We start from the raw sequence: 25,323 nt of genomic DNA, 5'->3' as shown, positions 1-25,323 counted from the left end.
TTCAACGTTGACATGAGGTCAAGGTCAAGCCTCTCCTGTTCTGAAGCGTTAGGCGCGGTTGGAGGTTGACCTTTACATGAGGTCAAGGTTGATCCTCTACTCATTGATAGCGAGGAATCCGCCATGGCTGAATTTAATCTACCTATCCAAGGGATGACCTGCGCCGCGTGTGCCGGTCGCGTGGAGCGTGCGCTGAAGAAAGTGGCCGGCGTACAGGAAGCCAGTGTGAATCTGGCCAACGAGCAAGCCCGAATTGAAGCGCCGCAGGACGCCATGCCGGCTTTACGTGAGGCGATTACCCGCGCCGGCTACGGAGTCCCGGACGAAACCCTCGTATTGAGCATCACCGGCATGACCTGTGCCAGTTGCGTTAACCGTGTCGAACGGGCCTTGCGCAAAGTGCCCGGCGTGGGCGAGGTCAGCGTCAATCTGGCCACCGAACAGGCCCATGTCACTGCCGTAGCAGGCACGTCTGTGCAGGCCTTGATCGCCGCCGTAAGGGACGCGGGCTACCAGGCTCAACCTCCCACTACCAAGGTCCCAGCCGCTGAAAATACTCGACTCACACAGGAGCGCTGGGCGTTGATCGCAGCCTTGCTGCTGGCCGCTCCGCTCGTGCTGCCCATGCTGCTGCAACCGTTAGGCATTCACATCATGTTGCCGGTGTGGCTTCAGTTCGCTTTGGCCACACCGGTGCAATTCCTGCTCGGTGCCCGTTTTTACCGCGCAGCCTGGAAAGCGCTACGGGCCCGCACTGGCAATATGGATTTACTCGTCGCCCTGGGGACCAGCGCTGCTTATGGCTTGAGCGTCTACCAAGCCGCGGCCGCTGTGCCCGGCCAGTTCCCCCACCTTTATCTAGAAGCTGCAGCTGTCGTGATTGGCCTGGTCCGTCTGGGCAAATACCTTGAAAGCCGAGCTAAGCGGCAGACCGGTGAAGCCATACGTGCGCTTCAGGGGTTGAGGCCCGAGCGCGCCCTACGTCTGGAAGCTGATGGCCGTGAGCAGGAGGTTGCGGTAGCTGACTTACGCCTGAAAGAACGCGTACGGATCAGGCCCGGCGAGCGCATCCCGGTGGACGGCCTCATTGAGACAGGCGACAGCCATGCGGACGAAGCCCTGATCAGTGGCGAGAGCCGCCCGGTGGCCAAACAAGCCGGCGACAAGGTCATTGGTGGCTCCATCAACGGTGAAGGCACGCTGATCGTTCAGGTCACAGCCCTTGGGGGAGAGAGCGTACTGGCGCGGATCATTCGTCTGGTTGAAGACGCACAGGCGGCCAAGGCACCCATCCAACGCCTGGTGGACAAGGTTAGCGAAGTTTTTGTGCCGGTGGTGCTCGGCATTGCCCTGTTAACGCTTGTGGGCTGGCTGCTGGCAGGGAGCGACTGGGAGACGGCGCTGATCAACGCGGTAGCCGTACTGGTCATTGCCTGCCCTTGTGCCTTGGGCTTGGCCACTCCAACTGCAATCATGGCAGGCACCGGCGTTGCGGCACGTCACGGCATCCTGATCAAGGATGCACAAACCCTGGAAGTCGCCCATGCCGTGCAAGCGGTGGCCTTTGACAAAACCGGTACCCTCACCTCAGGGGAGCCCCACCTGGTGCATATGGCGGTAGCTTCGATCCCCGAAGCGGAAGCCTTGGCGCTGGCGGGCCGCTTGCAACGAGGTAGTGAACATCCCCTGGGTCGTGCTGTTCTGGCGGCCTGTAGTGAACGCGGCCTTGATACCCCAGTGGCTGACAGCGTCCGTGCGCTGCCTGGTCGTGGCGTCCAAGGCTCTGTCGAAGGCCGGCAGCTTGCCTTGGGCAATGGCCGATGGCTTGAAGAGCTAGGGCTCGAACCAGGCGCGTTAGCTGAACACGCTCAGCAATGGGACGCGGAAGGCCGGACCTTGTCCTGGTTGATCGAGCTGGGCGCTGCGCCCAGGGTGCTGGCCTTGCTCGCGTTTGGCGATGCGCTTAAGCCTGGCGCCCAGCAGGCTGTAGCGGCCTTGGCAGCACGTCAGATCAGCAGCCATTTGATTACCGGGGATACCTGGAGCAGTGCCCGGCAGGTCGCTGCTCAGACGGGCATTGAGAACATTCATGCCCAGGTACTGCCGGCCGAAAAGGCGGCCGTCGTTGCAGGTCTCAAGGCGAAGGGCACACGGGTGGCCATGGTCGGCGACGGTATCAATGATGCGCCCGCCCTGGCGGCTGCCGATGTCGGCATTGCCATGGGCAGCGGTACCGATGTGGCCATGCATGCTGCCGGAATCACACTACTGCGCAGTGATCCACGACTTGTACCGGCAGCGCTGGATATCGCCCGGTGCACCTACCGCAAAATCCGCCAAAATCTATTCTGGGCCTTCGTCTATAACGTGATCGGCATCCCATTGGCAGCGTTCGGTCTGCTCGATCCGGTTTTTGCCGGCGCAGCCATGGCCTTTTCAAGCGTAAGCGTGGTGAGCAATGCCTTGCTGCTCAAACGCTGGCAACCGGCATTGGAGGACACGCCATGAACATCAGCCAAGCTGCACACGCCAGTGGGCTGACGCCCAAGATGCTGCGCTATTACGAAAGCATTGGTTTGCTTGAGCCTGCCATACGTACAGCAAGCGGTTATCGCCAGTACCGGCCTGCCGATCTGGATACCTTGGCTTTTCTCAAACGTGCCCGAGACCTGGGCTTCTCCTTGGAGGAAGTCGGCACCCTGCTCGAACTGCAACGCGACCGACACCGTGCCAGTGCCGACGTCAAAGCGCTGGCCAATGCTCATGTGCAGGACTTGAACCGCAAAATCGAGGAGTTCATCAGCCTGCGCGACACGCTGCAGGCCTTGATCAATGAATGCCAGGGCAATAAAGATTCTGCCTGCGCCATTCTCGACTCGTTGGCCGGAGTCGAGGGCAAATAGCGCAAAGCCCCGATGTCAGGCCAGTCAGCTTGTTAAGCCAAGCGCCCTGCAGTTGCGGTACCTAGAATCAGGGTACGTTCAGGTACTCAGATCTTCAGTCGTCGCGCTTGAATACGGTGAGCCTGGAGTAGGAAATAGCATGTTGGAATCAGTAGCATCGATAGCAGCGGTGCGGTAAGCATGCCCCCTATCATCGGTGCTGCTATGCGCTTCATGATCTCCGAACCGGCCCCTGACCCCCAGAGTATGGGCAGCAGCCCCGCGATGATCACGGCCACCGTCATCGCCTTGGGCCTCACCCTGAGCACTGCGCCTTCCTTGATAGCTTCTGTCAAATCCTGCTCGGTTCCATGTCCTGCTGCGAGGCGGGGCGACCAGGCGCTGCGGAGGTACACCAGCATGATGACGCCAAACTCGGCAGAAACGCCGGCAAGGGCGATGAAGCCCACGCCTGTAGCGATGGACAGGTTATAGCCCAGGACATACGACAGCCAGATTCCGCCGGACAACGCAAAAGGCAGCGTCGCCATGATGAGTAGCGCCTCGCTGGCCGTACCGAAGGTGAAGTACAACAACACGAAAATGATCGCCAGGGTAGCCGGTATCACCCACAGCAGGCGCTGGTTTGCCCGCTCCAGGTACTCGAACTGACCCGAGTACGAGACAGTGAGGCCGGGAGCCAGTTGGACCCTGGATGCTATCTGTGTCTGAAGCTCTTTTACTGTCGTGGCAAGGTCGCGGCCACGCACGTCCACATAGACCCAGCCCGAAAGCCTGCCATTTTCGCTACGCAGCATCGGTGGGCCATCGGTGATGGTGACATCTGCCACCATCGATAGGGTAATTTGCTGGCCGCTGCTGGTGACGACGGGGAGCCCTTTCAGCGCCTGTGCCGTATCTCGCCATTCGCGCCCGTAGCGCAGGTTTATAGGGTATCTGGCGAGCCCCTCCACGACTTCGCCGATGTTGCTTCCGCCAATCGCACCAGAAACCACTGCCTGCACCTCGCTGATATTCATGCCATAACGCGCTGCGGCTTGGCGATTGATACGTACGTCTACGTAGCGTCCTCCTGTCAGCCGTTCCGCCAGTGGGGATTGGACACCGGCGACTTGCTTGGCCACGGCCTCGATCTGTTGAGTTGCCTGGTCTATCTGCGCAAGCGAGGTGCCGGCCACCTTGATCCCCACCGGGCTTTTAACGCCCGTGGCAAGCATGTCGATGCGGTTGCGAATGGGGGGCACCCAAATGTTCGAGAGGCCTGGGACCTGTACCGCCTTGTCCAGCGCCTCGATCAGCTTTTCAGGGGTCATCCCGGCTCGCCATTGCTCCCTGGGCTTGAACCGTACAGTAGTCTCGAACATTTCCAACGGCGCCGGATCGGTAGCTGAATCCGCACGTCCCGCCTTGCCGAATACCCGCTCCACTTCAGGAACTGAGAGGATCATTCGGTCAGTAAGCTGGAGCAGCTGGCTCGCCTTGCTGGCCGATAAACCAGGCAAGGCCGATGGCATGTACAGCAAATCGCCTTCATCCATTTGAGGAAGAAACTCTCCCCCCAGTCGGCTTAAAGGCCAAAGCGTCGAGAAAAACACCAGGGCGGCGATAAGCAAGGTGAGTTTTGGCCACGCCAGAACCGTGTCGATTACCGGGCGGTACACCGCGATCAGCCCGCGGTTGAGAGGGTTCTGATGCTCGGATGGAATCTTTCCCCGGATCCAGTAACCCATCAGCACGGGGACCAGCGTCACCGAGAGCCCTGCCGCGCCTGCCATTGCATAGGTCTTGGTGAAGGCCAGAGGCCCAAATAGCTTGCCTTCCTGGGCCTGTAGCGTGAAAACAGGCAAGAAAGACAACGTAATCACCAGCAGGCTGAAAAACACAGCCGGCCCGATCTCGACAGCGGCTTGAGCGATTACGTGCCAGTGAGCCTGGCCTTCCAGCGGCTCCCCAGGATGCTGCTGCTGCCACGCTTCGATGTGTTTGTGCGCATTTTCGATCATCACTACTGCAGCATCGACCATCGCTCCGATGGCAATCGCAATCCCCCCCAGTGACATGATGTTGGCATTGACGCCCTGGTAGTGCATCACAAGAAAGGCAACCAAGATGCCCAGGGGCAAGGTCACGATGGCCACCAGCGAGGAACGTACGTGCCAGAGGAAGACCAGGCAGACCAGCGCGACCACCCCAAATTCTTCAAGCAGTTTGAAACCCAGATTGCTGACGGCGCGATCGATAAGCTGTGAGCGGTCATAGGTCGTGACTATTTCAACCCCAGCCGGCAGGCTGCTGCGCAAGTGTTCCAGCTTCTCCCTAACGGCAATCAGGGTATCGCGTGCATTTTTGCCGGAGCGCAAAAGAATGACCCCGCCCACAACCTCACCTCTGCCGTCCAGCTCAGCAACGCCGCGCCGCATTTCAGGCCCAAGCTGGATATTGGCAACTTGCCCGAGCAACACCGGGATGCCATTGCGAGAGGTCCGAAGAGGAATGTTGTTGAAGTCCTCCAGGCTTTCCAGATAGCCGGACGCCCTGACCATGTATTCCCTTTCGGCCATCTCCAATACCGCACCACCCGCTTCCTGGTTGGCGCCCTGGATGGCTTGGGTCACTTCCTGTTGGGTTATTCCGTACGCTGCCAGCTTCAGGGGATCGAGTACCACCTGGTACTGCTTGACCATGCCGCCGATTGTCGCGACTTCAGCCACGTTAGGGAGGGACTTGAGCTCGTACCGAAGGAACCAGTCCTGGATCGACCGTAACTGAGCGAGGTCGTGGCTACCCGAGCGGTCAACGAGCGCATATTGGTAAATCCAACCCACGCCCGTTGCATCAGGCCCCAGACTAGGCGTAACGCCTTTTGGCATGCGTGCCTGCGCTTGGCTGAGGTACTCCAGCACCCTCGATCGCGCCCAGTACAGGTCAGTCCCGTCTTCAAAGAGCACATAGACAAACGAGTCGCCAAAGAACGAGTAGCCTCGGACCGTCTTTGCGCCCGGCACCGAAAGCATCATCGTGGTCAGAGGGTAGGTCACCTGATTCTCCACAAGCTGTGGAGCCTGGCCGGGATAGCTGGTTCGAATGATGACTTGGGTATCAGACAAATCAGGCAGCGCGTCCAGTGGTGTGTTGCGCACGGCCCAGAGTCCTGCGGCTACCACGGCGAGCGTAGCTAGCAACACCAGGAATCGGTTGGCGATAGACCAGTAGATCAGCCGGCGAATCATTGGCCAGTCTCCTGCCTGGAGAGCTGTTCAACGATAAGCCCAGCGTCGCTTTTGGAAATTCCAATGGCGACGTGATCACCCACCTCGAGCCCTTTAGCCACGTCCGGCCTTGCCAGTGGGAAGGTCATGGTCATGCCGGGCATGCCAAGACTTTGGAACGGGCCATGGGCCAGTGTGACGGTCTCGCTGTCCAGGTCAATGATCTGACCCGTACTGGTGTGCCATTGCGCTCCCTCGGAGGGGCCCTCACGCGCGAGCAGGCCTTGGAGGCTCGCTTCCGAATCAAGCAGAAATTGCCCTGAACTGACTACCTCATCTCCTTCGGTCAGGCCCTTGACGATTTCTGCTTGCCCCCCAGATTCTTTGCCCAGTTCGACCACCTGCGGTCGATATCGCCCCTCGGGTAACGCAACCATGACGAAGGACCGCTTACCGCTGCGGATTACGGCTTCGCTCGGGGCTAGGAGTACAGAGGGCTGCTCTTCACCCTGCAGGCGAACCTGAGCGTACATGCCTGGACGAAGCTTCCCGTTGGCATTGGGTAGTTCAGCGCGCACCGTGACCGTCCGCGTTGCGCTGTCAGCGGAGGGCAACATGGAAATGATCTTTCCCTGTATAGCTTGGCCAGGCCAGGCGACGAAAAAGGCAGAAATGGGGTTGCCCACCGCCACACTGGATGTCAGAGCCTCAGGTACGGAGATGTCCAGCCATACCCTCGAAAGCCCATTGATCCGAGCCAGGTCCTGGCCTTTGGAGATAGCCATTCCGGCCTTGGCGTCGAGGGTCAGCAGCTCACCGGCGATGGGCATCACGATGGTTTGTACGGCAGCCGCTCGCCCGGTGCGGTCTACGGCTGCAATGGTGGATCCGGGCATTCCCAGCAAGCGAAGGCGTTCTTTCGCAGCGGCAGTGAGCTGAGAGTCTCCGGTCTGTTTTACAGCCAGGTATTCAAGCTGCGCCGCGGACCACTGAGGGATGAGCAGGTCTACAAGCGGTGTGCCGGCGGCTAATACGTCGCCCGGAGCTCGGCCGTAGACCTTATCAACGTAGGCGTCGGCACGAGCCTGGACCGTGGCCAGCTCCCGCTGGCTGTATCCCAAAGTGCCAGCGGCATCAATGCTTGATGGCAATGCCCCGCGTTGCACCCGCACGGTTCGAACACCCAGGCTTTGCACTGTTCCTGCCGCCAGTCCCAAGGATGTTGACGCTTGCTCATCGGCGTATTTTGGAACCAGGGCCATGTCCATGAACGGCGATCGACCGGGCTTATCAAAATGCTGGTCTGGCTTCATGGGGTCATACCAATACAGCGCCTTGCGCGCTTGGGTCGTGGTAGTGCCAGGTTCGACAGCTGTCGATTCGCTTGCCGTGCCGAGCCAAAAGCCAAGCAGAGCCCCCACGCCTACCAGGCAGGCGGCGGACAACGTACCCATCACGTATGAGCCCTTCATTGCGCGCCCTCTGCGTAGGCAAAGAAGAGTTTGGCGGTCAGAACCGACAGCTCTTCCTCCAACCCGACCTTGCGCAAAGTCGCTTCAATCAGCTGCCGGCGCGCAGAAACGACCGTGCCGATGTCAGCGCTGCCAGCCTTGTAAGCCGCCATTTCCAAGGAGAACCTACGCTGGGCCAGCGGTATAGCGCTCTCGGTGCTTCGCCTGAGTACCGCACGTAAGCGATCCTGTTCAGCCAGCCCCGATTCCAACTCCATCTGGTGACTGCGTAGCATCACTTCCTGTTCTTGCTCCATGCGCGAGAGGTTCTTTTCCCTTGATGTGATTCGCGGCCCTTGCCTGGCCCCGGTGAACAGTGGAAGGTCGAACGTCACCTGTAGGCTGACCATATCGCCGAATCGCTTGTCGCGGTTGCCATAACCAAGCTCCACACCCCAGTCGGGCTTTTTCTCGGCGACTGCTTCGCCCAGCTCCGCCTTGGCCTCACCGACCCGAGCGGCGGCGGCCTGGATATCGGGATGATGGGCCAGCCCATGCTGGCTATGAGTAGCTGACCACTCCAATACAGGCGCCGACCCAGCCAAGGGCTGGTCACCTTGCGCACCCAGGAACTGGCGCAATTGTGCCCTGGCGCCGGCTACATCACTGATCAGCTGATCGCGCCTGTCTTCAAGGTCCAACGTCTCCTGTTCGAGCGCCACAGCATCAGCAGGCTTTGCTGTTCCCCCGGCAATCAGCGCAGGTACCGTAGAGCGTTGTAGGTTGAGCTGTTTCAACAGGTCATCAAAAGCGGAAAAGCGTTGCTGAGCATAAAAGAGCTTCAGCCAACTGGCGGCAACGTCCTGCTTGACCTTGATCAGAACCTGGCGCTGCTCGGCTTGCGCAAGCTCAGCGAAGGCTTCAGCCGAATGGCGCCGTGCACGGCGCTTGTCGCTGTTAGGAACCTCTTGCATAACCCCGATCCGACGCATCGTCATTGAGTCGTCGTCCAATGAGTAGCGCTGCTGCCCTTCTACGGGCAAGTTGTCGATACCCAGAAAGAGCTTGGGATCAGGTAGCGCATCAGCGGGGCGAATGGCGGCATTTGCCGACGCGACCTGAGCGGCCCTGGCTAGATTTTCAGGGGCCATTGTCTCTGCCAGCTTCAGCGCATAATCGAAAGTAAGGGCGTCAGCCAGGGCCGGCTGGGCCGCAGTTACAAGCAGCAAGAGTGCAAGCGCGCTGGGTATGCCAGCGGAAAAAGCGGGACGAACAGGCATGACCTGCCTCCATGCGAAACCAATGTATACGCAGACCCGGCGGTATTGCGCCGTTGGTAATGCGTTCGGACAAAGGAATTACACGAAGCGTGGTGGACGCCAAGGCGTAGCGAAGGCCTCTTGAGGCGCTGGCCTAGCTACGCAGGCGTGAACCGGCAGGGGGCCCGGCTTTGGGATTTGTAGGGTGAACAGGCTGATCAGAGAGCTGGTTTTGCAATCCTGTCCCCATTTGCATGGCGCTGTCTGGTTATCCTTGGCCTTTTTCTCCATATCCGCACACGGTGTCTGAGCGCGCTTTTGGACTGCTTGCATTGGACATGGCTCCGCTGGCAGCGGCCCGCCACCCTGGCCATAAGCGGGGAGAAGAAGACTTAGAATAAGCGCAAGTACGAAAACCACGCGAGCCATAGGATTCCATGAACCGAGCCAAACCATTGGCTGTCACCGAGGCTGATTATAGAGCGAAACGTTTGCTGGGCCAGCTATGGCGCGCCTTGCTTACAGCATTGTAATGGGGTCGTGGCAGCTTGGAAGATATCCTTGGGCTATTCCATTCCAGGTGACTATTCGAGCAGCCTCTTGCCAAAGGGCCTGCCTTCAATCAGGAGCAACGATGAAAAGAAAGACGATCATGACCTTGGCGGCCCTGCTTATCGCGAGTACCGTTCAGGCGGCGGAGACGCTTAAGGTCGATGTCCACCGTGAGGCCAATTGCGGGTGCTGCAAAGGCTGGATCAAACATTTGGAGGCTGAGGGCTTCACGGTAAATGACCAGGTGGAGCAAGACATGGCGGCTGTGAAGGGGCAGCTTGGTGTGCCACAGGGGCTGCGCTCGTGCCATACCGCCGTCATCAACGGTCGCTTTGTGGAAGGGCATGTGCGGGCAGAACAGCTCAAAGCGCTGAGCAAACGTACTGACCTGGTGGGGATTGCGGTCCCCGGCATGCCGCTGGGTTCGCCGGGCATGGAGCACGGCACTGCCCGGCACGCTTACAAGGTCATTGGGGTGACTGTTGCCGGACCGCAGGAAACGGTCGCAACGTATGACGCCAGGCCCTAAGGGTTCCATACAAGCCACTCCGCAAGAGGAGTCGCCTGGCTCTTCTTAGCATCTGAGCCAGGCTTAATGCACAGCCAGTAGGGCAACTATTGCATCGCCATCTCCACCTCCGGGCTGAGCGTACCCAGCCAGGCGACCAGCCCAAGAACAACCACCGCTGCAGCAAGCTCTGTGGCCATACTCCAACGCAAGGCCTTGGCGGCCCCGGTGTAGTCCCCGTGCCCAATGGAATGCTCAAGGTGAGGGCTGAGCCGAAAGCGGTTCAACGAGGCCAAACCAATCATTGCCGCAAACAGCACCAGTTTAGCCATCAGCAACCGCCCGTACGTGGTATCAGCCAGGCTGTCCAACTGGGGGCCAACGATGAACAGGTAGTTGACTATCCCTGTGACCAGGATGGTCGCGACGATGACACCACCTGCCGATTCAAAGCCGGTTAGCGTCCGCGCCAGGATCTTCACAGAACTGTGGTTATCTACCTTTTTAGCTCGCAGCAGTAAGGCAAAGGCCACCAGAGCACCCACCCAGCCGCCTGCGGCAAACAAATGCACGATGTCGCTCGAGAAGTGCCAGAAACGGCGACTTCCTTCGTCCATAGCACCGTGGCCCGTCCAGGCCAGCGTGGCCAAGGCAACCCCACTGAGCGCTGTGACCACCCAAAGGCTGCCTGTCGGGCTACGGCTGGTTAACAGGCCAGCCACCGCTATCATGGCAAGGGCCGCCATGCGTACGTTCCAGGAAAAACCCACCTCGGTTTCTGCCAGCATCATTTTGAGATGAGGGAAAAGCTCCTCCCACTCAGTAGCGCCACTCATGGCCTTGGTCATCTGCAACAGCGCGGCAAGGGACAGCAACGCTCCCAGCACGGCTGTCCCGGTGAGTAATAGCTTGAAGTTCAGCACCGCGCCTGACTGGCGCTCCGTTCCCCTCAAGCTGTACAGGCCGAAAAGGGCCAAGCCAAACAACACCATCAGGTCGGTATAAAGCGCAAAACGAAGCGCGATGCTGAGTGGATCGGCCATGCTTATTTCACCTTGAAGGTGACGTTGCCTGTAATGGGATGGGTATCGGCCGAGACCGCGCGCCATTCCACCTTATAGCTGCCCGTTGTGAGCGGCGACGCTGGGGTAATGACCATCGTCTTAGGATCGCTGCCAGCGGCCACGCTTGCTTTTACCGGCATGGGGGAATTAGGCATGCCAGGCATGTCCGTCATGATCAGCTTGGCACCGGAAAACTGAGTGACCAAGTTCTCCGAGAAATGAAGCTCGACCTTCTCCGGCGCAGCACCATCAGCCCCTTGCGCAGGCGTGGAAGACACAAGCTTCGGATGGGCTTGAGCCAGGGCGCTTACCAGCATGCCGGCAGCCAGAAGGGTGGCGATGCCTGTGGACTTCAAGAGAGACATAAAACGCTCCTCACAGCAGATGGCTGTTCGATTGGGGGTAATTACTGGGTGAATGTAGCGGTTAGAACCACAGGCGCACGCCCAGGACCAGGCGGGCTTCACTACGATCCTCACCCTCGTCGCGGGCATAATTGGCCGTGTTCCCATATGACCGGTTCCAGGTCACACCGATGTAAGGGGCAAACTCGCGGCGGATTTCGTAGCGCAATCGTACGCCGACTTCACTCTCGGCCAGACCCGCACCGGTACCCCTCTGTGGGTCATTCTTGCCGTAGAAATTGACCTCGGCAGTAGGCTGCAGGATGAGTCGATTGGTCAGAAGGATGTCGTAGTCACCTTCAAGCCGCATGGCTGTTTGGCCACCTTCGCCAACAAAGACCGTAGCCTCGGCTTCGAAGTTGTACAGCGCCAGACCTTGGAGACCAAAAGCGGCCCAGGTCTGTGGATCTCCTGGCTTGAAATCCTGGCGAACGCCTGTCACAACATCCCACCAGGGGCCAACGGCATGGCCCCACAGGGCCTGAACTTCCGCTTCTTCGGTTTTGCCATTGAGCCGCTCACCCTCCGAGCGCACCCACAGTCTGTCGATGTCGCCACCAGCCCAGCCGGTGAAATCCCAGTTCAGAACACTGCCGCTGTTAGCGTCCTGCCATTCAAGCTGATCGAACAGGAGCATGTAGTTGATCGACTCATCATGCACCGTGTGGCCGGCGTCCGATTTATAGACGGCGGCGCGGTCCGCTGCGTTAATCGCGGGGATGGGCGTACGGCTCTGAGTCGGAGCAGGCTTTTGGGGGGACGAGGCCATGCTCGTCATGGAGTCATCCATGCCCTGCATCGAGCTGTGATCCATACCCTGCATCTGGCTGTGGTCCATGCCCTGCATCTGGCTATGATCCATCCCCTGCATGGTGTCTTCCGCTGCCACATAGGCAAATGGGGCCAGCATCAGACTTGCCGTGACCGCCAGACGCACCCCATTACGGGTTAGTAATGTGTCCATACCTGTTATTCCTCTACCCGGACTTCACGGAACATGCCCATCTCCATGTGGAACAAGAGGTGGCAGTGATAGGCCCAACGGCCTAGCGCATCCGCGGTGACTCGATAACTGCGTTTGGAGCCAGGAGGCATGTCAATCGTGTGCTTGCGCACCATGAAATTGCCGTTCTCGTCCTCGAGGTCGCTCCACATCCCGTGCAGGTGAATGGGGTGGGTCATCATGGTGTCGTTTACCAGGACCACGCGCACTCGCTCGCCATATTTCAATCGCAGGGGCTCAGCATCGGCGAACTTGACCCCATTGAATGACCAGGCGAATTTTTCCATATGGCCTGTGAGGTGCAGCTCGATCGTTCGCCCGGGCTCTCGGCCGTCCGGGTCTTCAAAGGTGCTTCGCAGGTCGGAATAGGTAAGCACCCGACGACCGTTATTGCGCAGGCCTAATCCGGGATCATCCAATTTTGGCGTAGGACTCATGGCCTGCATGTCAACCAAGGGATTGTCCTTCTCGGTAACCGGGTGGGCTTGCATCGGCATGTCACCCATGCCTGACATGCCGGCCATGTCTCCCATGTCTCCCATGTCTCCCATGGCCCCATGGTCCATGCCTGCCATTTTGCTATGGTCCATGCCCTGCATCTGCCCGCCGTCCATGCCCTGCATGGGTGCGCCAGACATACTCTTCATGCCCTGCATGTCACCTGCGCCCATGGCGCCGTGATCCATGCCTTCCATGCTGCCCATGTCGCCCATCGAACCGTGATCCATACCGCCCATACCCATGTCGGCCATGGTCACCAGTGGCCGAGGATCAAGCGACGGTACGGGCGCTACGAGGCCTTCACGAACCGCCAGGGTGCCGCGCGCGAAACCAGTACGGTCCATCGACTGAGCAAACAAGGTGTAAGCCTGCTCGGTAGGCTCAACAATGACGTCATAGGTCTCGGCAACCGCGATGCGCAGCTCGTCAACGGTGACTGGCTTTACGTATTGCCCATCCGAGGCGACCACCGTCATTTTCAAGCCAGGGATACGCATGTCGAAATACGTCATGGAGGAGCCATTAATGAAGCGAAGCCGAATCTTTTCACCTGGGCGGAAAACGCCCGTCCAGTTCGTGTTCGGCGCATGGCCATTCAGGAGATAGGTATAGGTAGCCCCGCTCACATCGGCCAGGTCAGTGGGGTTCATCTTCATTTCAGCCCACATTTTTCGGTCAGCCACGGTCGCTGACCAGCCTTGCTTGTGGACATCCTCGATAAAATCGCTAACTGTGCGCTTGTTATAGTTGTAGTAATCCGATTGTTTTTTCAGCTTTCGCATCAACGAAGCGGGGTCTTCGTCAGTCCAATCAGTCAGCATCACCACATAGTCGCGATCATACGTAAAAGGCTCGGGATCCTTGGCTTCAATCACTAATGGCCCATAAACGCCGGCTTGCTCTTGGAAACCGGAATGGCTGTGGTACCAGTAAGTGCCATTCTGCTTGACGTGGATTTTATAGACGTACATGCCGTCCGGCTCGATGCCGGCGAAGCTTAGTCCTGGTACGCCGTCCATGTTGGGGGGCAAAAGAATACCGTGCCAATGGATCGATGTGTGGTCGCTCAGCTTGTTGCGCACCCTAAGGGTTACAGTATCCCCTTCTTTCCAGCGCAATAGGGGCCCCGGAAGCCCACCGTTAATAGCCATTGCCGTACGAGGATTGCCGGTAATGTTTACAGGCATCTCACCGATTGAAAGATCAAAATCAGTGCCGGTAAGCGTGCTCAGTTGACCAGGCCCTGAAAGCGCCCACGACGGGTTTCGCCAGAGACCCAGGCCACCCAGAACCCCCATGGCCGTCAGGCCCTTGACGAAAGTGCGTCGCGACGTTTTCGATTGCATATATCTGCCTGATAGTTGGAAAAATCTACTGCGGTTGCGCTTGAAAACAATACTTGAACGAATTCATCTCAAAGAGTGGCACAGCCTAACCAACACGGCGATTACATTTCTGTAAGCTTGCCAGAGAGGTTAGCAATGCTTTGGCTTCGCTTCTGGCCCTTCTTGCGCCACTTCCCGAGCCTCCTGCGAAGCGGCTTTAGCGTTATGGGCTGTCATGGCCGTCTCACGGGCTTCGGCCATGCGAGCAGATACCCGTTCACTCCCACCTTCGGCAAGTGCCAAGGAAGATGCGCCCAGCGCGAGGGTAACGAGAAGAATTTTGGCAGCATTCATAGGTAAATCCTCAGTTCAAGGTACCCGGTAAGGGTTAGCCGTTCAGGTGGAGCGCGTTTGGCGCTGAGGCAATACTAAGGACCGGTACCTTTCAGACAGCTGAGGGGAAGATTACAGTTTGGACAGCTATAACCAGCGCTTGGCCCACTGAGATGAAATGGTCAGCTTCAGCGGCTGCGCTTTTTCTTCGCGTAAACCTTACAGAAATGTAATCATGGCAAACCCTACCAGTGCCCTTTTCTTAGCTACCCTTCGGAAGACGTCGGATATTCTTACTGCCGAAGCCGATACAAATATCAATCGAATAACGCTCGCCAAGAGGTCTACTATGCTTAATAAGCATCTAAGCAGTGTCGCTCTTACAAGTATTCTTTTCTTAAGTTCAGCTCCTTTGTCGTTTGCTGACAACAACGATTCCCATGCTGCTTTTAATGAGAAAGGCGGTGCTGACAATATGTCTTCGGCCACGACGGGTGGAGGTGCGTCCACAGAATACAAGCAAGCGATGGAGAAGATGAATAAAGGAATGATGAATGGTATGGCGCCTGACCCGTCTAAAAGCTGAGCTCAGATGATGGTCGAACATCATCAAGGCGCTATCGACATGTCCAGGATTGTGCTTAAAAATACTCAAGATCCTGCTATTAAAAAGATGGCTGAAAAAAATATACAAGAGCAAAGCAAAAGTATTGCGGAACTAAAATCCTGGCTAGGCAAACACTGACGATGGCTGGTTTTTCGCCGCATGGTGATTTTTTTAGCGGGTCAGCGCGAGCAGAGCGGCTGAAATGCATAAAAAAGTCACCTCGGCTTTGACACCAAGCGGCTTCCTCGACCCTACAGGAATGAATCAAGGTCGAGGTGGTGGCTTGGAACTCATACGCATTTACCAGATTTGTGTATCCACCCAATGCGCACGAGTGACCGGCTTCGAGGCAAAAACCGCCCTCCTAAGGCGGTTTTTTTTGTGCCTACGATTTGCCGGTCGCGATAGCAGTATCGCGCCATAGAACTGCTGCCGCGCCGACTATTGATGCAAGCTTGTGGTGGCAGAACGGCCTTCATCCTGACGCTCCTACGTCCTGATCGCCCGTAATGCTGGCGTGCGCTGTCGGCTCGGCAACCCTCCCGTGGTCTTTATGCTCCTTGCCGGGACCGGAACTCAAGCCGCCATGGCCTCGCAGGCCTGGGCGCAGGCGTGGCAGGCCTTGGCGCAATTCTGGCAATGGTCGGCGTCGTGCTTGCCGCACTCATCACCACAAGCTTTGCAGGCCTTTGCGCAAAGGGCACAGAATTCCTTCGCTAGGGGGCTCTGGCGCGCCATCAGCGTTGCCGCGAGCTTGCACATGTCGGCGCAATCCCTGTCCAGTTTTATGCAGTTAGCCATCATTTGAACATCCTGCTCTTGCAAGCAGGCTGAAGCGCAGCGTTCACAGGCAAGAGCGCAGCGCAGGCATTCCTCAATGCAATCATCATAACCACTGTTCATGAGTTATCTCCGAGGTTGGCGGTCGATTCTCGCGTTTACATCCAATGCCTTTTTCCAAGGCACATGAGGTCCGACTCAGCCTGGTGGTTAGAGGTTTCTAAAGTTTAATTACGTTTCTGTAAGGTTGGGCTTGGGGCCGCGCTGCGCCATCGCGTGGGGGTACACCAACTGGGTCATAGCGCGATCGTAAAGCATGCCATAGGACGGTAACCCTGTTCCTTGGCCTCAGGCGTAACTACCCGCAAGCGGCCCTTCAACACTGAACGCGCAGCAGTGAATGCTGCGCCTGTCGCCCTTGCGCCGGAAAATGCACGTATGTCATCCTTTATATAGGTAAGGGGGGTATGGTATGGGTCATTTAGCATCAAACAAAGACGATTTACTCAAGCGCGTCAAACGGATCGCGGGACAAATCCAGGCCATCGAAAGGGCGCTGGAATCCGATCATGACTGTGCAAAGACCCTTCATTTGGTGGCCGCCACACGCGGGGCCATCAATGGGCTGATGGACGAAATCATTGAGGATCACGCCAGGGAGCACGTGGCGAACCCCGCCCTGAGCGAGCAGGAACGCAATAAAGGCGTCGAGGAACTCTTAGAAGCCATTCGACGCTACTCCAAGTGACGAACGCAGGCCTGAATATGAACAGCAGTACCCGATTTACACACGAGCACGTCTTCCTCGGATCAACACACGATGAAAATGCAAAACGCACCCTCTGGGTCGTGATGCTCACCGTCGTCATGATGATCGGAGAGATTGCAGCCGGGTACATCACCGGCTCCATGGCCCTGCTCGCGGATGGGTTTCATATGGCAACCCATGCCGGCGCCCTGGGTATCACTGCTGGCGCATACGCGTATGCCAAGCGCCATGCATCCAGCGCGCGCTATAGCTTTGGCACGGGTAAGGTGGGTGATTTGGGAGGCTTTGCCTCGGCCCTGATTTTGGGGCTGGTCGCCTTGGGGGTAGGCATAGAGTCCGTGATTCGCTTGCTCCAGCCTGCGGATGTTCAATTTGGAACGGCCACCCTCATCGCCATTGTGGGCCTGGCCGTGAACGTCCTCAGCGCGGTGTTGCTGGGGCACGGTCACCACCATGGTCATGACCATGACCACCACCAAGACCATGACCACGCTCATCACAAGGCCCACCAGGGCGCTGACAACAACCTTAGGTCTGCCTACGTACACGTCATCGCCGATGCCCTAACGTCTGTCCTGGCCATCGCCGCCCTACTGGCTGGGCGCTACCTCGGGTGGGTCTGGCTTGACCCGGCCATGGGTGTCGTCGGGGCCATTGTGATCGCACGGTGGGCATGGAGCCTGATGAGGGCGACCGCCAGTGTTCTTCTGGATGAGACGGACCAGCACGTTGCGGCAGAAATCCGCGAGCTGGTTGAACAGCCTGGCGACGCCAAAATTACCGACCTGCATGTCTGGCGCGTCGGCCCAGCGGCTCATGCCGCCATTGTCAGCGTGCTTGGTGAATCCACCATGGACGCAGATAGCATCCGTGAGCGGTTGAAGCCTGTCCACGAAGTCGGCCACCTCACTGTTGAGTATCGAGCCATGTCTTCTACAGCGTAATTACCTTGTCCATTACGGTAGCAGCCCCAAAGAGCAACTACCCCGCTGGAACGAAAACCGCCTTTTAGGGCGGTTTTTTCTGTCAGATAGCGAAAATATTCGCTATCTCATATATATGAAAATGCGTATATTTGGATTCTCATATGTAATGGAGCCTGTCATGTCTGCCCTAACCGCCATGACCCCGACGGCGTTATTCAAATGCCTTGCCGACGATACCCGGACCAAAATCACCTTGCTGATCGTGAGCCAGGGCGAGTTGTGTGTGTGCGAACTCACCGCCGCGCTGGACCTGAACCAGCCGAAGATTTCCCGTCACCTGGCCCTGCTGCGTTCGTCGGGGTTGCTGATGGATCGCCGCCAAGGCCAGTGGGTGTACTACCGCTTGCATCCCGAGTTGCCCGCCTGGGTCACCGCCGTGCTTAAAGACGTGGTGGACGCTAACCAGCAATGGCTGGAAACCGAGGCCAAACGCCTGTGCGGCATGAACGACCGTCCCGTCAACCAGGCCGTGTGCAGCTGAATCACGTCCCAACCGAGTGACCGAAATGCTGACTGCCGTACTGATTTTTATAGCCACCATCGTGCTCGTCATCTGGCAACCCCGGGGGCTGGGGGTGGGCTGGAGCGCAACCTTTGGCGCCGTGCTGGCCCTGTTGACCGGTGTGGTCAGCGTGGGCGACATCCCTCAGGTGTGGCACATCGTCTGGAATGCCACCGCAACCTTCATCGCGGTCATCATCATCAGCCTGTTGCTGGATGAGGCCGGGTTTTTCGAATGGGCCGCGTTGCATGTCGCGCGCTGGGGAGGGGGCAGCACACGCAAGCTGTTCGCCTTCATCATCCTCCTGGGCGCGGCGGTATCCGCCCTGTTTGCCAATGACGGCGCCGCGTTGATCCTTACCCCGATCGTCATCTCGATGCTCTTGGCGCTGCGCTTTTCCCCGGCCGCTACCCTGGCCTTTGTCATGGCGGCCGGTTTTATCGCGGACACGGCGAGCTTGCCGTTGGTGGTGTCGAACCTGGTCAACATCGTCTCGGCGGACTACTTCAATATCGGCTTCAGTGAATACGCGTCCGTCATGGTCCCCGTGAACCTGGTCAGCGTGGCAGCGACCTTGCTGATGCTGCTGTGGTTCTTTCGCAAGGAGTTGCCCAACACCTACGACCTGGCGCAGCTGCATCACCCTGATGACGGAATCCGCGACCGACCAACGTTTATTGCCGGCTGGTGGGTCTTGGCGGTGCTGTTGATCGGCTTCTTCGTGATCGAGCCGCTGGGCGTGCCGATCAGTGCCATCGCAGCGGTGTGCGCGTTCGTGCTGTATGTGATCGCGGCCCGGGGTCATGCGATCAACACCGGCAAGGTGCTCAAGGGCGCACCCTGGCAGGTGGTGATTTTCTCCCTGGGCATGTACCTGGTGATCTACGGCCTGAAAAACGCGGGCCTGACGGACTACATCGCGCACCTGCTCAACGTCTTTGCCGGCTACGGCCTCTGGGGCGCGTCGCTGGGCACGGGGCTGCTGACCGCCTTCCTGTCTTCGATCATGAACAACATGCCGACGGTGTTGGTCGGCGCCTTGTCCATCCATGCCGCCAGCGTCGATGGCGTGGTCCAGCAGGCCATGGTGTACGCCAACATCATCGGCTGCGACCTGGGCCCGAAGATCACGCCGATTGGTAGCCTGGCCACGCTGTTGTGGCTGCATGTGCTGGCCAAGCGGGGCATCACCATCAGCTGGGGTTACTACTTCAAGACCGGAATCGTGCTGACCCTGCCCATTCTCGTCGCCACCCTCTGTGCTTTGGCCCTGCGCCTGAGTATCTGAACCAAGGAATCCTCTGATGAAAGTCCTGTTCATGTGCACCCACAACAGCTGCCGCAGCATCCTCTCCGAAGCGGTGTTCAATCACCTGGCCCCGGCCGGCTTCGAAGCGGTCAGCTCGGGCAGTTTTCCCAGCGGTCGGGTCAACCCGCGCGCGCTGCACACGCTGGAAGCTGCCGGCATTCCTACGGCCGGCTTGAGCAGCAAGGCGTCGGACGCCTTTGAAAGCGCACCGCCGGACATCGTGATCACCGTCTGTGACCGCGCCGCTGGCGAAGCCTGCCCCCTCTTCTTCGGCCCGGCCTTGAAAGCGCATTGGGGCCTGGCTGATCCCTCGGAAGCCACTGGCTCGGAGGCTGACATCGAAGCGGCATTCGCCACCACCCTGGCCAAGATCCAGGAACGCGTGCGCGCCTTCCTGGCGCTGCCCTTCGCAACGCTGAGCGATGAGCAGTTGAAAGCCGAGCTGGGCCGTATCGGAACGCTTTGAAGATCAACCAAGGCTGTGCCCGCAGGACGCAGCTTTAGGAGAGTGCTATGCAAGACACCTTACCCAACGTGCAGGCGGACCTGCTCGACCTCCCGACGCTGGAGCAGCTGACACCGGCCACCCCGTCGCTTCACAAGCCCCGGATTCTGCTCCTGTACGGCTCGACGCGGGAACGCTCGTTCAGCCGCCTGGTGACTCAGGAGGCGGCGCGCCTGCTGGAAGAATTCGGCGCCGAAACCCGCATCTTCGATCCCTCCGGCCTGCCGCTGCCGGACGATGCCCCCGACTCCCACCCCAAGGTGCAGGAGCTGCGCGAACTGATGCAGTGGTCGGAAGGGCAGGTGTGGTGCTCGCCTGAACGGCACGGCGCGATGAGCGCGGTGTTCAAGGCGCAGATCGACTGGGTGCCGCTGGCCCTCGGCGCGGTGCGGCCGACCCAGGGAAAAACCCTGGCCGTGATGCAGGTGTGCGGAGGCTCGCAGTCCTTCAACGTGGTCAACCAGCTGCGCGTGTTGGGCCGGTGGATGCGCATGTTCACCATCCCGAACCAGTCCTCGGTGGCCAAAGCCTTCACGGAGTTCGATGAGGCCGGGCGGATGAAACCTTCGTCCTATTACGACCGCCTGGTGGACGTGATGGAGGAGCTGATGAAGTTCACGCTGCTGTTGCGGGATCGTCAGGATTACCTGGTTGATCGCTACTCCGAACGCAAGGAGTCCGCTGAAGAGCTCTCCAAACGCGTCAATCAGCGTTCCATTTAGCGCGTGTCTACGGCGAAGCTCGCCCCAGGAGTCAGGTCACGATCTACCACAACCCGCAATGCGGCACTTCCCGCAATACCTTGGCGCTGATCCGCAACAGCGGCGAAGAGCCCACCGTGATCGAATACCTCAAGACCCCGCCGGATCGCGCGACCCTGGTCGGGCTGATCGAGGCGATGGGGACCGGCGCGCGACCGCTGCTGCGGATCAAGGGCACCCCTTACGAAGAACTGGGGTTGGACGATCCGGCCTTGACCGATGAACAGCTCATCGAGGCCATGCTGGAACATCCCCTCCTGATCAATCGCCCGATCGTGGTCAGCCCCCTGGGCACCCGCCTGTGCCGGCCTTCCGAAGCGGTCCTGGACCTGCTGCAGCAGCCGCAACGGGGCCGCTTCGTCAAGGAAGACGGAGAGGTGGTCATTGATGAACACGGCCGCCGGGTCTGAAGCGAAGCAGGCAAGGCCAGGGCGTTGAACGGGGGTAGCATGGATCAAGCCAAAAACGTGGACGTGGTGGTCATTGGCGGTGGCCAATCGGGCCTCACCGTGGCCTATTTTTTGAAGCGCACCGGCCTGTCCTATGTGGTGCTCGATGCCGAGCCGGGCCCCGGAGGGGCCTGGCGTCATGGGTGGGCGTCGCTGCGGCTGTTTTCCCCTGCGGCCTGGAGTTCGATTGCCGGCTGGCCGATGCCCGCCATGGCCGAGGGGACGCCGGGGCGCGACGAGGTGATTGACTACCTGACTCGCTACGAGCAGCGGTACACCTTTCCCCTCCTGCATTCCACGCGGGTGACCCGGGTGGAAAAGATCGCGGGGGGATTGCGGGTCGTTTCACAGGACCGTTTCTGGGACGCCAAGGCCGTCATCAGTGCCACCGGCACCTGGAGCCGGCCGGTCCTCCCGGCCTATCCAGGGCAAGCACTGTTCGAAGGGCAGCAGCTGCATTCGGCGCACTATGTGGGGCCCGAGGTGTTCGAAGGGCAACGCGTGCTGGTCGTCGGCGGGGGCAACTCGGGTGCTCAGATTTACGCGGAAGTGTCGAAGGTCGCCCAGGCGACCTGGGTGACGCAGGCGCCGCCCAACTACCTGCCCGATGAGGTCGATGGTCGGGTCCTGTTTGAACGAGCCACCGCGCGGTTGAAAGCCCAGCAAGCGGGCCAGGAACCGCCGCCGCTCACCGGCGGGCTGGGCGACATCGTGATGGTGCCGTCGGTCAAGGACGCCCGCGAACGCGGGGTGTTGCACGCGGTACGGCCCTTCACCCGGTTCACCTCCACCGGCGTGGTCTGGCCCTCGGGTGAAGAGACGCCGGTGGACGCGGTGATCTGGTGCACCGGCTTCTCCCCGGCGCTCGACCACCTGACCAGCCTGGGGATCGTCGGCGAGGACGGCAAGGTCGCGGTGGCCGCGAACCGGAGCGTTGAGTTACCCAATCTATGGCTGGTGGGCTATGGCGACTGGACAGGGCTCGCCTCCGCGACCTTGATCGGGGTGACCCGGACCGCTCGGGACGTGGTCAGGCAGGTGCGGCACGACCTTACCGGGGCCGACTGATGCCTGCCCTGTCCCTATCAAGACGCCGTCACGCAACCTTGATAGGGGCACTGGGCTGCAACCAGATCCTGGCGTGGGGCTCGACCTTTTACCTGCCGGCCGTGTTGGCGGTGCCGGTGGCCTATTCGCTGAACGCCTCGGTGCCTGCGGTGGTGGGTGCCCTGTCCTGGGCCCTGCTGGTGGCCGGCGTGTGCGCACCGCTGGTGGGCCGGACCATCGATAGATTCGGGGGCAAGTGGGTGCTCGCGGGCAGCTCTGTTTTGCTGGCCCTGGGCCTGGCCATGATGTCGGCGGCCTCCGGTTTGATCGCCTACTATGCCGCCTGGACGGTCCTGGGGTTGGGCATGGCGGCGGGGCTGTACGACGCGGGATTTGCGACGCTGGGGCGCCTGATGGGCTCCAGGGCCAGATCCTCAATGACGGGCCTGACCCTGGTTGCCGGCTTCGCCAGTACGCTGGCCTGGCCCTTCCTCGCGGCCATGGAGGCGAACCATGGATGGCAGACCACCTGCAGGGTGTTGGCGGTCATCCACCTGCTGGTCGGTCTACCGCTTCACCTGTTCACGGTGCCGTCGCCGGCGCCGAGACCACCTGCCACAGCCACCGCGATCAATCCCACCAACGCGCAAGCCAGCCCACATCTCGCCTGGATCGCGGTGCTGTTCACCCTGCATGCCTTCGTGATGTCGGCCTTGGCGGTGAACTTGCTGGTCATCCTGCAGGGCCAGGGGATCCCGGCAGCGTTGGCGGTAACGCTCGGTGCATTGATGGGGCCTTCGCAGGTGGTTGCTCGCCTGCTGGAGTATGTATTCGGCCGCAAGGCCCACCCGGTCTGGATCGCCAGGTTAGGCATGCTGGCCTGTATTGCCGGCCTTCTTGGGTTGGGGCCGGGCCTGGTAACGCTGTCGCTGGTGGCCGTCGTTGCCTTCGGCGCCGGCAATGGGATCATGACCATCGCCAGGGGCACCGTGCCCCTGACCCTGTTGGGCAGCGCCCAATTGGGCAAACACCTGGGGTTGATCGCGCGACCGGTGCTGATCGCCCAGGCAGCGGCGCCGCTGGCCTGTGCGTACATCCTGGAACAACTGGGCCCGGGCTGGCTGATCGGGATCATGGCCGGCCTTTTGGGCCTTGGCGCGGTGGTGGCATTCACTCGGTTAAGGGCATTCGAACCGACGCAGGTCTGACTACCTGCCGTAGCCCGCTTCGCAGACTAAGGGTGCCGGGTTGGCCTACCTTGATGTGCGCTCCAGGTCGGGGAACAGTACCGGCTCCAGCGGTGGAGTTAACGGGCACAGCCCGCGCCGCCAATAGCCAACGTCGTGCCATTGGCCCAGCTTGAAACCCACCTCCGGGTAGGTACCGATGTGCACGAACCCCAACGCCTCGTGCAAACGGACGCTCCCTCGATTGGGTTGCGCGATCCCTGCGTAGGCGGCTCGAAACCGCTGCTGTTCAAGCATCGGAAGCAACGCTTCGTAGAGCTGACGGCCAATGCCCTGACGGCGGGTCGATTCGGCGATGTACACCGTCACGTCCACGGCCCACCGGTAGGCCGGGCGAGCCCGGTGTTGGCTGGCGTACGCGTACCCCTTGATGACCCCATCCTCCTCGGCCACCAGGTAGGGGTAGGTGCGAAGCGTTGTCGCTATCCGCTGAGCCATTTCCTGAACGGTTGGAGGGATCTCTTCAAAGGAAATCGCCGTTTCCAGAACCACAGGTGCGTAAATGTGCTGGATGGCGACGGCGTCTGCTTCCACCGCCGTACGAATGCTTAAAGCCACTGGAGGTCGTCCCTGTCCAAAAATGGAACGGTACCTTTTTGGATCGCGTTGAGGATGAAAAATCATACCCGCGCATGAGCGCGCATCCTTCCGTTCTGGATGGCAGCCAAGAGGCCATTCCAAGACCTGCACTTAGGGTTACACTGTACATCCATACACTAAAACGGAAAGCCGACATGGACGAACAGCCCTCGAACTCACTGCCTGACCCTGACCAGGACGCGTTTTCCCTCGGTATCCCGTCCCTGCTCGCCGCGTGGAAACACCACGGCACGTTGCTCAATCATGAACTGGACGAGACGTGCCGCGAGCTTACGAATAGTCGGCGCCGGATCGCGCAGCTGGTGACCCGGCACGACAGCGATCAGCAGCGAATCAAGCAGCAGCAGACCAGGATTGGCGAGCTTGAAACCGAAGTGAAGCGGCTTAAAGACCGGCTTGTCACCGCCATGGCCCGTGAAGCCGCCGGCAACAGCGCCGCGATCTATGAGCATGCGTACCACGGCACGCCGTCGGCAGCGCGCCTTCCACGCCATCCCTGAGGCGTTAGGCCGGCTCAATGCCGGTGTGGTGGCGATACCACTCCCACCAGCGGTGCAGCAGGGCCAGGCGCTCGCGATTCACTTGGGTCACCGTCGGGGGAGGGCCGTCCAGTGTGCTGTCGCGAGGCTCATCATGGTGGGCCAGGCGCCAATGGGTCACCCCGCCGATGCCCAATGCCTGATGTTCGTCATACCAGCGCGCTCCGTTCAGGCTGAACGTGCACCGGTGCAAGTCACCGCCATACGCGGGGCTGTAGACGATGTATTCGAGCTCCCCCTGATAGTCATTCCAGGGCAAGGCGTCGGTACAAGCCACCCAGCCATGCCCCAGCGGCAGGATCAATTCACACGGCCATACCGCTGACCACAGGTCATTTCCGCCCTGTTGCCGGCCCGTGGCCGGCGTAGCAGGGTCAGGACAGGCAGACGGCCGGGTACCAGGGGCGTTCAGCGTGCCGGCCAGCGCCTGGTGCGCGCCGGCCGGGTTGAACACCGGCCCCCAGTCGTCCAGGGTGTAGACCGGGCCGGTTTTGCTGAGGGTTACGCCGGCCTGCTCGCCCGCCTGGGCGACCAGGTGCGTCACGGTCTTTTTATCAAGGCCGGTCCTGGCCGCGACCTTGACCAGGGTCGCGTCGGGCGTTGCCTCGATGGCGGCGAGGACCGCGAGCATTCGGCGCAGGTCGCCTTTAGGGTAGGTCGCAATTACCGTCATCACAGCTCAGAGGTGCGTTTAATGCACCTACTGTAGT

General features: G+C 59.8%; 26 protein-coding genes. 15 read left to right on the top strand and 11 right to left on the bottom strand.

The window, feature by feature from the left end; genetic code table 11:
* The first annotated feature begins 123 nt into the window (after positions 1-123).
* A complete protein-coding gene (locus tag AC4LE2_RS21740; protein ID WP_491828323.1) occupies positions 124-2,508 on the top strand; it encodes a heavy metal translocating P-type ATPase in 2,385 nt (794 codons plus the stop codon).
* Positions 2,505-2,903, top strand: coding sequence for a Cu(I)-responsive transcriptional regulator (gene cueR / locus AC4LE2_RS21735; RefSeq protein ID WP_491828322.1), 399 nt, complete (start codon positions 2,505-2,507; stop codon positions 2,901-2,903). The genes AC4LE2_RS21740 and cueR overlap by 4 nt, the downstream gene beginning before the upstream one ends.
* A gap of 86 nt (positions 2,904-2,989) precedes the next feature.
* Here cueR and AC4LE2_RS21730 read toward each other — a convergent pair whose 3' ends face one another.
* The 3 genes from AC4LE2_RS21730 to AC4LE2_RS21720 are packed head-to-tail and all read right to left on the bottom strand — an operon-like array spanning position 2,990 to position 8,843.
* On the bottom strand, positions 2,990-6,133 hold the full coding sequence (locus tag AC4LE2_RS21730; RefSeq protein ID WP_491828321.1) for an efflux RND transporter permease subunit: 3,144 nt from the start codon (positions 6,131-6,133) through the stop codon (positions 2,990-2,992).
* Positions 6,130-7,584: an efflux RND transporter periplasmic adaptor subunit gene (locus tag AC4LE2_RS21725; RefSeq protein ID WP_491828320.1), complete on the bottom strand. Its 1,455-nt coding sequence runs from the start codon at positions 7,582-7,584 to the stop codon at positions 6,130-6,132. Before AC4LE2_RS21725 ends, AC4LE2_RS21730 begins: the two co-directional genes overlap by 4 nt.
* The gene (locus AC4LE2_RS21720; protein ID WP_491828319.1) at positions 7,581-8,843 is read right to left on the bottom strand and encodes a TolC family protein; all 1,263 of its coding nucleotides are present in this window, start codon (positions 8,841-8,843) and stop codon (positions 7,581-7,583) included. The genes AC4LE2_RS21725 and AC4LE2_RS21720 overlap by 4 nt, the downstream gene beginning before the upstream one ends.
* A 613-nt stretch (positions 8,844-9,456) precedes the next feature.
* Here AC4LE2_RS21720 and AC4LE2_RS21715 point away from each other — a divergent pair.
* Positions 9,457-9,903, top strand: a complete 447-nt coding sequence (locus AC4LE2_RS21715; RefSeq protein WP_491828318.1) for a DUF411 domain-containing protein — start codon at positions 9,457-9,459, stop codon at positions 9,901-9,903.
* 86 nt (positions 9,904-9,989) lie between these two features.
* Here the strand turns inward: AC4LE2_RS21715 and copD are convergent, their stop codons facing one another.
* The 5 genes from copD to AC4LE2_RS21690 form a co-directional block, all read right to left on the bottom strand.
* Complete coding sequence (gene copD / locus AC4LE2_RS21710) at positions 9,990-10,925, bottom strand: copper homeostasis membrane protein CopD (protein WP_491828317.1); 936 nt, start codon at positions 10,923-10,925, stop codon at positions 9,990-9,992.
* A 2-nt stretch (positions 10,926-10,927) separates the two neighbouring features.
* Positions 10,928-11,311: a copper homeostasis periplasmic binding protein CopC gene (copC, locus tag AC4LE2_RS21705; RefSeq protein ID WP_491828316.1), complete on the bottom strand. Its 384-nt coding sequence runs from the start codon at positions 11,309-11,311 to the stop codon at positions 10,928-10,930.
* A gap of 61 nt (positions 11,312-11,372) precedes the next feature.
* Positions 11,373-12,314, bottom strand: coding sequence for a copper resistance protein B (locus AC4LE2_RS21700; protein ID WP_491828315.1), 942 nt, complete (start codon positions 12,312-12,314; stop codon positions 11,373-11,375).
* A gap of 5 nt (positions 12,315-12,319) precedes the next feature.
* The gene (locus AC4LE2_RS21695) at positions 12,320-14,200 is read right to left on the bottom strand and encodes a copper resistance system multicopper oxidase (protein WP_491828314.1); all 1,881 of its coding nucleotides are present in this window, start codon (positions 14,198-14,200) and stop codon (positions 12,320-12,322) included.
* 129 nt (positions 14,201-14,329) lie between these two features.
* A complete protein-coding gene (locus AC4LE2_RS21690) occupies positions 14,330-14,533 on the bottom strand; it encodes a co-regulatory protein PtrA N-terminal domain-containing protein (RefSeq protein ID WP_491828313.1) in 204 nt (67 codons plus the stop codon).
* Between the two features lie 214 nt (positions 14,534-14,747).
* Between AC4LE2_RS21690 and AC4LE2_RS21685 the strand changes: the two genes are divergently transcribed.
* Together AC4LE2_RS21685 and AC4LE2_RS21680 are read left to right on the top strand one after the other, a co-directional pair.
* Positions 14,748-15,098 carry a hypothetical protein gene (locus AC4LE2_RS21685; RefSeq protein WP_491828312.1) on the top strand — a complete coding sequence of 117 codons (351 nt, stop codon included), beginning with the start codon at positions 14,748-14,750 and terminating at the stop codon, positions 15,096-15,098.
* 6 nt (positions 15,099-15,104) lie between these two features.
* Positions 15,105-15,257, top strand: coding sequence for a DUF305 domain-containing protein (locus AC4LE2_RS21680; RefSeq protein WP_491828311.1), 153 nt, complete (start codon positions 15,105-15,107; stop codon positions 15,255-15,257).
* A 438-nt stretch (positions 15,258-15,695) separates the two neighbouring features.
* On the opposite strand, the gene AC4LE2_RS21675 is transcribed toward AC4LE2_RS21680, so the two are convergent.
* Complete coding sequence (locus AC4LE2_RS21675) at positions 15,696-16,022, bottom strand: four-helix bundle copper-binding protein (RefSeq protein ID WP_491828310.1); 327 nt, start codon at positions 16,020-16,022, stop codon at positions 15,696-15,698.
* A gap of 349 nt (positions 16,023-16,371) precedes the next feature.
* Here AC4LE2_RS21675 and AC4LE2_RS21670 point away from each other — a divergent pair, with 349 nt between their 5' ends.
* From AC4LE2_RS21670 to AC4LE2_RS21630, 9 genes are all read left to right on the top strand, one after another.
* Complete coding sequence (locus AC4LE2_RS21670; protein WP_491828309.1) at positions 16,372-16,647, top strand: metal/formaldehyde-sensitive transcriptional repressor; 276 nt, start codon at positions 16,372-16,374, stop codon at positions 16,645-16,647.
* A gap of 17 nt (positions 16,648-16,664) precedes the next feature.
* Positions 16,665-17,612 carry a CDF family Co(II)/Ni(II) efflux transporter DmeF gene (gene dmeF, locus AC4LE2_RS21665; protein ID WP_491828308.1) on the top strand — a complete coding sequence of 316 codons (948 nt, stop codon included), beginning with the start codon at positions 16,665-16,667 and terminating at the stop codon, positions 17,610-17,612.
* Positions 17,613-17,790: 178 nt separating this feature from the next.
* Positions 17,791-18,135: a metalloregulator ArsR/SmtB family transcription factor gene (locus AC4LE2_RS21660; RefSeq protein ID WP_491828349.1), complete on the top strand. Its 345-nt coding sequence runs from the start codon at positions 17,791-17,793 to the stop codon at positions 18,133-18,135.
* Between the two features lie 25 nt (positions 18,136-18,160).
* Positions 18,161-19,444, top strand: a complete 1,284-nt coding sequence (locus tag AC4LE2_RS21655; RefSeq protein WP_491828307.1) for an arsenic transporter — start codon at positions 18,161-18,163, stop codon at positions 19,442-19,444.
* Positions 19,445-19,460: 16 nt separating this feature from the next.
* Positions 19,461-19,931, top strand: coding sequence for an arsenate reductase ArsC (locus tag AC4LE2_RS21650; RefSeq protein ID WP_491828306.1), 471 nt, complete (start codon positions 19,461-19,463; stop codon positions 19,929-19,931).
* A 47-nt stretch (positions 19,932-19,978) separates the two neighbouring features.
* Positions 19,979-20,692, top strand: coding sequence for an arsenical resistance protein ArsH (gene arsH / locus AC4LE2_RS21645; protein WP_491828305.1), 714 nt, complete (start codon positions 19,979-19,981; stop codon positions 20,690-20,692).
* A 41-nt stretch (positions 20,693-20,733) separates the two neighbouring features.
* Complete coding sequence (arsC, locus tag AC4LE2_RS21640) at positions 20,734-21,141, top strand: arsenate reductase (glutaredoxin) (RefSeq protein WP_491828348.1); 408 nt, start codon at positions 20,734-20,736, stop codon at positions 21,139-21,141.
* Positions 21,142-21,180: 39 nt separating this feature from the next.
* Positions 21,181-22,248 carry an ArsO family NAD(P)H-dependent flavin-containing monooxygenase gene (locus AC4LE2_RS21635; RefSeq protein WP_491828304.1) on the top strand — a complete coding sequence of 356 codons (1,068 nt, stop codon included), beginning with the start codon at positions 21,181-21,183 and terminating at the stop codon, positions 22,246-22,248.
* Positions 22,248-23,435, top strand: coding sequence for an MFS transporter (locus tag AC4LE2_RS21630; RefSeq protein WP_491828303.1), 1,188 nt, complete (start codon positions 22,248-22,250; stop codon positions 23,433-23,435). The genes AC4LE2_RS21635 and AC4LE2_RS21630 overlap by 1 nt, the downstream gene beginning before the upstream one ends.
* A gap of 45 nt (positions 23,436-23,480) precedes the next feature.
* On the opposite strand, the gene AC4LE2_RS21625 is transcribed toward AC4LE2_RS21630, so the two are convergent.
* On the bottom strand, positions 23,481-24,032 hold the full coding sequence (locus tag AC4LE2_RS21625; protein WP_491828302.1) for an arsinothricin resistance N-acetyltransferase ArsN1 family B: 552 nt from the start codon (positions 24,030-24,032) through the stop codon (positions 23,481-23,483).
* Between the two features lie 176 nt (positions 24,033-24,208).
* Here AC4LE2_RS21625 and AC4LE2_RS21620 point away from each other — a divergent pair, with 176 nt between their 5' ends.
* Positions 24,209-24,574 carry a hypothetical protein gene (locus AC4LE2_RS21620; protein ID WP_491828301.1) on the top strand — a complete coding sequence of 122 codons (366 nt, stop codon included), beginning with the start codon at positions 24,209-24,211 and terminating at the stop codon, positions 24,572-24,574.
* A 4-nt stretch (positions 24,575-24,578) separates the two neighbouring features.
* Here the strand turns inward: AC4LE2_RS21620 and AC4LE2_RS21615 are convergent, their stop codons facing one another.
* Positions 24,579-25,286 carry a hypothetical protein gene (locus AC4LE2_RS21615; RefSeq protein WP_491828300.1) on the bottom strand — a complete coding sequence of 236 codons (708 nt, stop codon included), beginning with the start codon at positions 25,284-25,286 and terminating at the stop codon, positions 24,579-24,581.
* Between the last annotated feature and the right edge of the window lie 37 nt (positions 25,287-25,323).

Source organism: Pseudomonas sp. 9.3L (assembly GCF_058536285.1).
Note: the sequence above shows the minus strand (reverse complement) of the source record. Positions and strands in the feature narration are given on the sequence as shown.